The following is a 10,820-nucleotide window of genomic DNA, read 5'->3' as shown; positions in this document are numbered from 1 at the left end:
AAAAGATTTCTTTTTTCTTCCTTTGTGTCTTTGTGCCTTTGTGGTGAAAGTCTTTATATGGCAAGGCTTTCACGCTTAAGTCAGTGCCATTACCTCCTAGCCCTCTCCATCAAAAAGGGCGTCAGACTCAAGCATCAGCCTTAGCCTGAAACCATGCAACTCAACAGGGTCAGCACTGTCCGGAAACAGAATCAGGAATGAAGGATGCCGCTTACCCTCAACCCTCAACTTAAAGCAGATCAACACTGAGGTAACAACAACTTCACCCTCAGGCCAGGCGCGATACCAGACTCCTGCAAGGTTTACGCGCCATTGGTCTTCCAGCAAACGAATGGCAGCAATACTGGTCGGCCGCTTCCGGGCAATAAATTGCAGGTAGTGTCGGTAACAATGAAAAACCACGGCTATGGCCAGGGCAAACTTGAACACAGGCCAGACTGAACAAAGCCACAGTGCCACAAAGGCGGCACTGTGGCTGACAAGTAGTAAAATCAGGTGGTAACGGGAGCTTCTTACAGTAACTTCACAAAGACTCGCCCTGGTAACGCCCACGTTCCAATACCCTGTCAACCATGCGGCTCAGTGCCTGGTCTTCAGGCCTGGTACCACTCATAAACCAACTGAAGAGATCCGGGTCTTCACACTCTAACAGGCGAACATAGGTCAGCTGATCAGCCTCGCTCAATTCAGACAACGCCTCCCTGGTAAAAGGTTCCAAAAGCACGTCAAGCTCAAGCATCCCACGACGACTGCGCCACTGCAGACATTTCAATTCATTTTCACCCAGCATTTTAGAATAACTCCTATTATGTATTTTGCCGGTTATTATACCTTTAAATTCGCAGCAATAATCTTCTATTATGCCAGCATCTATTCAATCCATTGCTGCTACACGATAACAAGGTAATCAGATGGCCACCGACTGGAAGACCTACTTAACAACCCAGGGCGCTGTTTTTGCACAGGAGCAGTTGACAGGCTTTGCCAAAACCCCACAAACACTGGATGAAAATGCTGTCTCAGTACTCTTTGGCCACAGTTTTATCAGGGTTGACGGCACAGATCGCCAGAAGTTTTTGCAGGGGCAAATTTCAACACATATGCTTCAACTTGCCGCTCATCATTATAGTACCGGGGTGGCTTGCTCCCCTAAAGGACGGATGTATAGCAATTTCAAAATCATGGACAATGGTGAAGACTATCTATTGACCATGAACTCAGGCCTGACTGAAACCACGATAGAAACCCTGAAAAAGTACGCCGTTTTTTTTAAGGTCAGTCTCACCCATCAACCAGACCATCTGGCTCTCGGCCTGTCGGGAGCCAATATCGATACCCTGCTGGCCAACATTTTCCCCGGCTCATCACTTCCAGGGCAAAATGAAGTCATCACAGTCTTTGGCAAGTGCTACCTGATCAAAGTCCCTGGCACCAGGACTCGTTATGAGCTTTGGCTCCATCAGGATGACCTTCCCCTGTTATGGCCAGAACTGACCATATTACTGACACCGGCAACGGAAGATTTCTGGGGGTTGCTGGATATTGAGTCAGTAATCCCACAACTGTGTCAGGAAACCATTGATAAATACATCCCCCAACATCTCAATCAACCTTCCCTTGGCGGGGTCAGCTTCAAAAAAGGGTGCTATACCGGGCAGGAAATTGTGACCCGGATGCAAAACCTTGGGCAGCAGAAAAGCCGGTGTTACTGGTTAAGCCTGGAAAGCACCGAAGAACCGGCCATTAACACCCGGCTTTGCAACAGTGATGGCAAGCCCGTTGGGGAAGTCATCCAGCGTGCCCGCAATGTCGAAAATGGCAACGTTGAATTACTGGCCGTTATCCGGATAGACGCGGCTGAGGCCAACGATGTATTTCTGGATACAGAAAAAGGCCACCAGCTGCAGGTTCATAAGTTACCCTATGCCATAGATACCAGGGCTGAATTGAAAAAATAGTAACCATCGGCCAATCCCGGAGCCCCTGCGGACTCTGGGAGAGTTATACCCACTCTCAGCGGATACTCTTATTGATTTCCAGCAGCAACCCAAAGGCTTCTTCAAAGTCGTAACTGATAACAGCATCCTGGAATAACTTGAGTTCCTTGTGGTCAATCTGATCTTTCAGCCCCTGAATGATCGTTGGCAGGAGAGAAACCACATCCACATCGCCTTCACCAAGCTTTTGTTCCATCTCATCAATCAGTTCTTTCAGCTCACCCAGTTCAATGGTTCCTTCCCCGGCGGGTTCCAAATCGTCTTTCACCGGCGGCAAATGCTCAAGGCCTTCCATTACCTGATCAAAGGCCAGTGCAAATGAGTCCATCAAGTGGTTATCGGGCATGTCACCCTGTCTTCGTAAACTCTGCTCAAGCTGAGCAGCCTGGTCATGCAACCTGTTTGCCCCTAAATTACCGGCAACCCCTTTCAGCCCATGCACCAACTGGCAAGCCTCATGCCATTTACCGGCTGCCAGAAGTCCCTGTAATTGACTCAGGTCTTGCCGCTGGCCATGGTAGAAGTCGATCAACAGCTTTTCATAAAGCGTCCGGTTTCCCTGAAGCCTGGTCAGGCCATTCTCTACGTCTATTCCCGGCAGAGTCAGGCAACTCGCAGGTGCCTGTGGCACAACAACAGGCTGAAGCACATCGGTTTCCCCTACCTGCAACCAGTGTCGCACCATCTGCCTGAGGGCATCAGGACTTAACGGTTTGGAAATATGATCATTCATGCCAGCCCGGAGACAGCGTTCCCGGTCACCGGTCATGGCGTGGGCGGTCATGGCAATGATAATCAGCTTATCCTTGCCAAGCTTCTTCCTGATTATCCGGGTTGCCTGATAGCCATCCATTTCAGGCATCTGAATGTCCATAAAGACCAGGTCAAAGTCTTCGCGCTTCACTTGCTCAACCGCTTCAATGCCGTTGCTGACCATGACCACCTCAAGCCCCATACCCTGCAACAGTTCCCGGGCCACCTGGCGGTTGATCTCATTATCCTCAGCCAGCAGTATGCGCCCTCTGGGGATGATCTCGCAAAAACGGGCTTCTTCGATCACCTCAGTTTTCACAATATTCGTACGCTCAAGCGTGCGCAGGACAGTCTCCACCAGAACGGAGCGATTGACCGGTTTAATCAGAAAAGCGTCCACTTCACCGGAGGCTCTTGCCATAAGCTCTTCGCGCCCATAGGCCGACACCATAATCAGCCTGGGTTCAATGGCAAGGTGGAGTTTATGAATACTTTCTGCCAGTTCAATGCCATCAATATCAGGCATTCTCCAGTCAATCAGCACCAGGGAAAAAGCCTCATCAGCACTGGAATTCTTCTCTTTTAGCAGCGCCAGTGCTTCATATCCATGGCCACTTTCCCGGATCTCACACCCGGTTGTTTGCAAATGACTGATCAGCATCGCCCTTGCTTCCGGGTTATCATCCACCACCAGTACCCGAACCCCTGCCAGAGAGTGTTCCAGCGCCAGGGCCTGATGGGCGACACCCAGTTCAGCACTAAAGCGGAAGGTGCTGCCCCTGCCGGGCTCTGAGTCAACCGAGATATCCCCATTCATCATGTTCACCAGGTTCTTGCAGATCGCCAGTCCCAATCCGGTACCACCAAATTTCCGGGTCGTTGAGCCGTCAACCTGGGAAAATGACTGGAACAGCTTACCCTGCTGCTGTTGACTGATGCCAATACCGGTATCGGTCACCGAGAACTGAAGCCTGACCACGTCCTGCCTGGTGGAGATCAACCCGGCAGATACATTGACTTCGCCTTCACTGGTGAACTTGAGCGCATTATGGGTGAGGTTGATCAGAATCTGCCCGAGCCGGAGCGGATCACCCCACAGGTGCCTGGGAACATCAGGCTGAATATCGTAAGTCAGTGTCAGGCCTTTTTCCCTGGCCTTGATACTGCTGAGGTTATAGACGTTGTCAAAAACGCTCCCCAGGTCAAACTCAATATTTTCCATATTGAGTTTGCCCGCTTCTATTCTTGAGAAGTCAAGAATATCGTTGATGATGCCCAGCAGGTCATGGGCGGAGGTCTGAATTTTACTGATGTAATCCCGCTGCTGGCAGGAAAGCTTCGTTTCCTGAACCAGATGACTCAGGCCAATAATGGCGTTCATCGGCGTACGGATCTCGTGGCTCATATTGGCCAGAAAATTGCCTTTCGCCTGATTGGCCTGGTCAGCGACTTCTTTCGCCTTGTGTAACGCTTCTTCCGCCTGTTTTCGATCGGTAATATTTCGGCCAGAAGCAAAGAGGTATCCTTCTCCCTCATACTCCATATAGTTGGCGGTGATTTCTACCGGAAAAACCGTGCCATCGGAGGTTTTTCGCAGTGTTTCGTAGGTCATCCCTTTTCTCAGCACCAGCTGCTCCCAGAGCTTTTTCCAGGAACTGTGGGTAACCGCCGGGTTAATGTCCATGATGGACAGCTGAAGTAACTCTTCCTGGGAAAACCCCAGGGCTTTACAGGCAGACTCATTGACATACTTGTGGTAGCCATCCCTTCTGAACCAGTGAATATGATCCCCGGCACTATCAAGGGAGAAACGGGCCATGGATAGCTCACGTTCCCGTTCAATCTGGTGAGTAATGTCCACCGTAGTACCGATGACCCGCATGGGCTTACCCATCGCATCCCTGAAAACCACCTTCCCTTTACTGCGAACCGTACAATAACTGCTGTTTTTTCTGCGGATACGGTAAACAAACTGGAACGAGTTATCGGAAGTTTCCAGCTGGTGCTCAAAAAAATGAATGGTTGAGCTTTTATCTTCTGGATGAAGCAGTCGCCACCAGGCCCGGATATTGCCCAACAGCTCTCCGGGTCGGTATCCAAGCATGGTTTGATATCGGGGGCTGAAATACATGTTATCCCCGTTCACATCCCAGTCCCAGAGACCATCGGAAGCCGCATCCATGGCCAGCTGATAGCGTTCCTCACTGACCCTTAAGGCATCTTCAGCATTTTGACGATCCCGGGCCACGGCCACCAGCTCACCCATTCGATGGAGCAAATCCATTTCATGGATGTAGACCTGGTATTTTTCGGGAATATTGATCAACCCAATGCCGCCTACCACACGGCCAAAGAGCATCATAGGGGCATAAACCGCCAGAGAAACCCCCAAACCATCAAGGATTGCAGCACCTTCAAGGTCACCCTTGCGCAATACTTCATCACGAACCAGGATATTGACCTGATCCGTTTTCACTTCTCCATAAACACCGGTAAAGTCGTGGTCAAACAATGGCTCAAAGGCTACCGGGTCAGGATCCGGTCGGCATGACCAATAATATTCAATACGGGCCCTTGGCTTCCAGGAGAAGATACAAACGGCTTCAGCATGGAGATACCCACCCAGCTGACTCAGAAAATAGTCATTGGCCTGATGAACCGGCTGATCCATAAAATGCCTGGAAATATCACTGAGCAGGCGATCCAGTTCGGAACGGATCCGCAGCCCTTCTTCTGCTTTCTCCCGGTCGGCAATCTCTATGGTCAAACGACGATTCCAGTAAACAATGAGAATCAATGTCACCAGAATCAATACCAGGCCAATAAATAACTCTTTATTGGGTCGCCACAGGCCGCCATGAATGGACAACCAGCTGCTTTCCAGGGTTTCCCGGTCTTCCGGGGTAATGGTATCAACGGCTTTTGCCAGAATAGAGGCCAGTTCAGGCGAGTTGTTTCTCGATGCCACACTGAATTCATAGTCAAAACCCGCTTCAGCAACCACTTGCAGGTTGGTTATTTTCATGCGCTCTATTTCATGACTGGCGGAAGCCAGGTTAACCACAACCGCATCAAGAACTCCGCTGGCAACCTGGTTCAACCCTGTGGCAATATCCGGGATCTGGACAAAATTGATTCCGGGGTACTTCTCCCGGAAGAGTTCATAAGTGACATAGCCCGGGGCAAAACCCACCTTTTTCCCTTTTAAATGGGCTGGAGAGCGGATGCGGTTGTCGGATACCCGGGCAAGGATTACTGCGGGGACATTGACCAATGGCCTGGTAAAACTCAGATAGCGACTGCGCTCTTCGGTTTTCTGCAGCATCGCCACGGCATCCACATCATGTCGATATGCCAAACTCAGGGCATCGGCCCACACGGGCTCATCATGGAGCTGAAAAGTGATACCGAGCCTTTCCTCCAATAGTTTGAGATAATCAATGGCTATCCCCTGCCACTGTCCACTGCTATTGATATAAGAAAATGGCGGTTTATTATTATCCACCAGTACGCTGATCACTGGATTTTCACCTAACCAGCGACGCTCGGAGTCATTCAATTCAACCACTGAGCCACTGCTGCGAAAATAGCGATTCTGGTTACTGCTAATCCAGCGATTCTCAATGGCACGGAACTCATCCGGGGTAATTGACCGAAAGCCATTATTCAACGTCGGCAATAAGTCCACAGATCTGTTCAGTAACAGACCTGCACCAACCACCTCATTCAGATTAAAATATGCGCTGGAGTCCACCTCACCAACCAGGCCATGGTGATTCAGGGCTGAGCGCACAATCACCGGCTCACCAGGAAATGCCGCTATTTCTCCAGAGAAAAGGCTTTCAACCATATCGGACACACTGTTGTACTCAACAGTGTAAACATCCGGCAACCAGCGGCGAACAAACTCTGCCTGACTTGAAGCCCTGACAACCCCCAGTTTTTTTCCAGCCAACTCAGCCCCGGGATCATCAATCTTACTGGTGGAACGATAATAAATTCGGGTATTCAAACCATAATAGGGATTTGACAGGGCCATCCACTGGCTTCGTTCCATGGTCGGAGAGACGGCGGCAATCACATCCACCTTGCCTTCTTTCAAGGCATCAATGTTGTCGCTGACAGAGCTAACCCTGAACTTGACCGGCCTTCCTGTTTTTTCTGACCATAAATTCCAGATATCAACAAACATGCCCGAGGGTTTGCCCAGTGCGTTGATAAAAGACAGCGGAGCAAGGCCAGGGTCCAGGGCAACCACCAGACTTTCAGAATGATCAGGTGTAACCCTGAACCAGTCTTCAATCAGGCCAGCCTTATCCTGGTCAGATACTTTAGCCATCCCTTTCTCAACAAGGCTGACAAGTTCCGGGTGCCCGGGGGCAATAGCGGCTTTGATTTCAACCGGTGGCAAGGGTGCCTGAACAACCTGGTATTCATCTTCAATACCAAGGCTATGCAGGTAATAATTGATACTGGCGCGCCCGCCCATAATCGCATCAACCTGACGATTTCCTGTTGCCCTGATCATTGACGCATAGGAGGTGAACGGCACAACAATCGCCCCGGCACTGGATTTATTCAGGTATGGCTGAATGTTATGTTCCTGGACATAACCTATGGTGAGTTTTGCCAGTGCCTGTTCAAAACCGCTGATATTGTGGTTCTTTGCCACAAAAAGTACGGGATCAAAGCGGTAAATCATGGCGCTGTCCAGGCCATTTTTGCGTAATTCATCTCGCATACCCGGTGTTACATAGGCCAGCACATCAACCTCAGAACGTTTGAGCCAGGTCCCTATTTGTCCCGGTGAAGTCGCCACAAACTGTACCGCAACATTATTTTTTACTGCCCATAATTTCCAGAGATCATGGATCAACCCGTCAGCCTGTCCCTCACTGTTGTTGAACATCCAGGGGGCATCATCGGTGAAATAAGCAATTTTGATCGGCTTTTTGCCATCTGCTGCATAAAGACCGGCACTGATCGACAGCATCAGAAAAGACACCATAAGAGATATCAAAGTCCATGGTATCGATCGAAAAAAACGGCTCTGTGCGAAGGGCATAGTCATTCAGGGTAAGTCAGGGGACCAAAAAGCCGGGGTATCTTACCCTGAATCCGGGCAATCACCTATCAAAGAGAGCTAATTCGGTTATTTGCTAAAATAATCAGGAGAATAACCAACAGGTAAATGCCATGGAAACCGAACAATTATCGATTAAACATCTCGACAGCAGCAAAAAAGCCATTGCCCAGGCTGAGGCGTTGATGGATTTAATGAAAGCACTGAAAAAGAAGCTGCATCTCAGTGAGGGATGCGGGCAACGTTTCCTGCAAAAGACCAACCCTGACCTGGCGCTTTTACAACAAGCCGAACAGGAAATTAATGCATCATACGCCGGCAAACCGGGAAATAGTCAGCAGAGTCGTTCAAAAAATAAAACAGGACTGTTAAACAACATCATCCGCAGGGGACTGGCCTGAGATTCAACCCATTCAGTTGACAGCACAGCGGATACCGTCGACAGTAGCCTTATCTATCGGTTAATGACGACGTTTCCCCTGTGCTGACCATATACCATTCCAATCATCTGGATGTTCTTAAAGACCTTCTCATCGAACTGTTTCGCCAACACCCTCCGGCCAATCCCCTGGAAGATGAACAGATTCTGGTACAAAGTCCCGGAATGGCCCAGTGGCTCAGGCTGGAACTGGCGAAAGGACTGGGTATCGCCGCCGGTATCCATTTCCCCCTGCCGGCCAGTTTCCTCTGGCAAATGTATACCCGCATCCTGCCAGACGTGCCACCCCGATCCGCGTTTAACAAGGAGTCCATGACCTGGAAGCTGATGAATCTCCTTGACGCCCTGAAACACGACCCGGACTTCTTTTCACTAACCCAATATTTGGCAAGCGATGTCGATGACATTCGGAAATTTCAATTGTCCGGGAAAATTGCTGATATTTTTGACCAATACCTTGTCTATCGCCCGGACTGGATTCTGGACTGGGAACAGGGGAATGATACTGCCTTAATCACCTCTGACCAGCCCTGGCAGCCGAAATTGTGGCGTGCCCTGGTTACAAGAACCGCTGAACTGGCACAATCCCCCTGGCACAGGGCCAATATGCACCACCGATTTCTTCAGGCCATGGCCGATAAGAACTGCACTCCACAGCTGCCCCGACGGTTGTTTGTCTTTGGCATCTCTGCCCTGCCGCCACACTTTGTTGAGTCCCTGGAGGCGATGTCCAGCCAGTGCGATGTCCATTTAATGGTGGCTAACCCCTGCCAGCACTACTGGGGAGACGAACGGGACCCCAAATACCTGCGCAGGCTGGCAGCCCGCAAACTGCTGGGGCGACAGAAGCAGGACAGCAATAAACATCAAGGCTGGTTCAGTAAGGAAGGACTTTCCCCGGGCTCTCCTTACGCCTTTGCGAACCCTTACGCCTTTGCGAACCCTTACGCCTTTGCGAACCCTTACGCCTTTGCCAACCCTGACGCCTTTGCCAACCTGGACGCCATCGGCAATCCCCTGCTGGGCTCAATGGGCAAACTTGGCAGGGACTACTTCCACCAGCTCCATGGCCTGGATGCTTTTGATATCGATGTCTTTGTCAGCGACCACAAAGATACCCTGCTGGGCAATCTGCAAAAGGATATCTTCGAACTGCACGACCGCACAGCCCCGGACCAGAAAACGGCAAGGCAAACCGACCCGTCGCTGCATTTTCACAGCTGCCATAGCCCACTCAGAGAGGTGGAAGTACTTTACGACCACCTTCTGGATATGTTTGAGCAGAACCCGGAGCTGACCCCCAAAGACATCGTCGTTATGCTGCCGGATATCGACAGCTATACCCCCTGGATTCAGGCGGTATTTGGCAGCATGGATGACCATCGCCGTATTCCCTATGCCATTTCAGATATCAGTGCAAAAAACCAGCACCCGGTGCTCTTTGCATTCCTCAAACTGCTGGCGCTGGACCAGAGCCGCTGCTCCGCCCCGGAGCTTATGGAGCTATTGGAAGTGCCCGCCATTCAATACCGTTTCAACCTGACCAGCGGTGACCTGGACATCCTGAGACAATGGACCCATGAGTCCGGTATACGCTGGGGTTTGACCCCTGCCCACCAAACCCGGTTTGACCTGCCGGAACTGCAGGCCAACTCCTGGTCATTCGGGCTCAAAAGGATGCTGCTGGGCTATGCCATGCCAGAAAGCACCGGCGTCTATGGTGATATTTTGCCCATGGATGAGGTTCAGGGCATGAATGCCGTACTGGCGGGCTATCTGGCCAGTTTTATTGATCGCTGTGAACAGTTACTTAATGAACTGGATAACCCGCGATCCATTGAACAGTGGCTCCAGTTCACCCATCAACTGCTGGATCACTTCTTCCTTACCCGCTCGGAAGAGGATGAAGCAGCGCTCAGGCTGGTCCGGGATACCCTGGCTCACCTCTTTGAACAGCTGCTGGAAGCAGGCTACCAGCAACCCCTGTCACGCAGTGTCTTTATCAGTTACCTGAATGAGCGCCTGACTCATGAGCGCAGCAGTCAGCGCTTCCTGGCAGGCCAGGTCAATTTCTGCACATTGATGCCCATGCGTTCCATTCCGTTCAAGGTTGTCTGCCTGCTGGGGATGAATGATGGTGCCTATCCCCGCAGTATTGCCCCGGCCGGGTTTGACCTGATCGCCCGACATGGCAGGCGTGGTGACCGCTCCCGTCGGGTAGACGACCGTTATCTGTTCCTGGAGGCCCTGCTCTCGGCCCGGAATACCCTGTACATCAGCTATGTTGGCCGACGGATACAGGACAACAGTGAAAGAATACCTTCCGTGCTGGTCACCGAACTGCTCAACTATTGCGAGCAGGGTTTTGGCCTGCCATCAGACCAGCTGGTGATTGAACATCCCCTGCAGCCGTTCAGCCACAGAAACTTCCTGAATCAACCGCAGACAGGGCATACCTTTTACAGCTACATCAACGAATGGTTACCGGCGGCCAGCCGTACAGAAGAGCAGCCAGGCCAGTTTATCAAGACGCGCCTGCCCGATGCCG

6 protein-coding genes are annotated in these 10,820 nt (G+C 51.0%); 3 read left to right on the top strand and 3 right to left on the bottom strand.

Annotated features, from left to right (window positions below):
* Positions 1-96 precede the first annotated feature (96 nt).
* Positions 97-552: a protein YgfX gene (locus tag KDK14_RS17690; protein ID WP_257266514.1), complete on the bottom strand. Its 456-nt coding sequence runs from the start codon at positions 550-552 to the stop codon at positions 97-99.
* Positions 524-790: a succinate dehydrogenase assembly factor 2 gene (locus KDK14_RS17685; RefSeq protein WP_257266513.1), complete on the bottom strand. Its 267-nt coding sequence runs from the start codon at positions 788-790 to the stop codon at positions 524-526. The genes KDK14_RS17690 and KDK14_RS17685 overlap by 29 nt, the downstream gene beginning before the upstream one ends.
* Before the next feature lie 121 nt (positions 791-911).
* Here KDK14_RS17685 and KDK14_RS17680 point away from each other — a divergent pair, with 121 nt between their 5' ends.
* Complete coding sequence (locus tag KDK14_RS17680; protein ID WP_257266512.1) at positions 912-1,958, top strand: folate-binding protein YgfZ; 1,047 nt, start codon at positions 912-914, stop codon at positions 1,956-1,958.
* Between the two features lie 55 nt (positions 1,959-2,013).
* Here KDK14_RS17680 and KDK14_RS17675 read toward each other — a convergent pair whose 3' ends face one another.
* Positions 2,014-7,743: a transporter substrate-binding domain-containing protein gene (locus KDK14_RS17675; protein ID WP_257266511.1), complete on the bottom strand. Its 5,730-nt coding sequence runs from the start codon at positions 7,741-7,743 to the stop codon at positions 2,014-2,016.
* A gap of 203 nt (positions 7,744-7,946) precedes the next feature.
* Here KDK14_RS17675 and KDK14_RS17670 point away from each other — a divergent pair, with 203 nt between their 5' ends.
* Both KDK14_RS17670 and recC read left to right on the top strand, forming a co-directional pair.
* Entirely contained in the window at positions 7,947-8,234 is a 288-nt protein-coding gene (locus KDK14_RS17670) for a hypothetical protein (RefSeq protein WP_257266510.1), read from the top strand.
* An 80-nt stretch (positions 8,235-8,314) separates the two neighbouring features.
* Positions 8,315-10,820 (top strand): exodeoxyribonuclease V subunit gamma (recC, locus tag KDK14_RS17665; protein ID WP_257266509.1); only part of this gene is annotated, 2,506 nt, incomplete at its 3' end.

This window comes from Endozoicomonas sp. ONNA2 (genome assembly GCF_024606365.1).
Classification (GTDB): Bacteria; Pseudomonadota; Gammaproteobacteria; order Pseudomonadales; family Endozoicomonadaceae; genus Endozoicomonas.
Note: the sequence above shows the minus strand (reverse complement) of the source record. Positions and strands in the feature narration are given on the sequence as shown.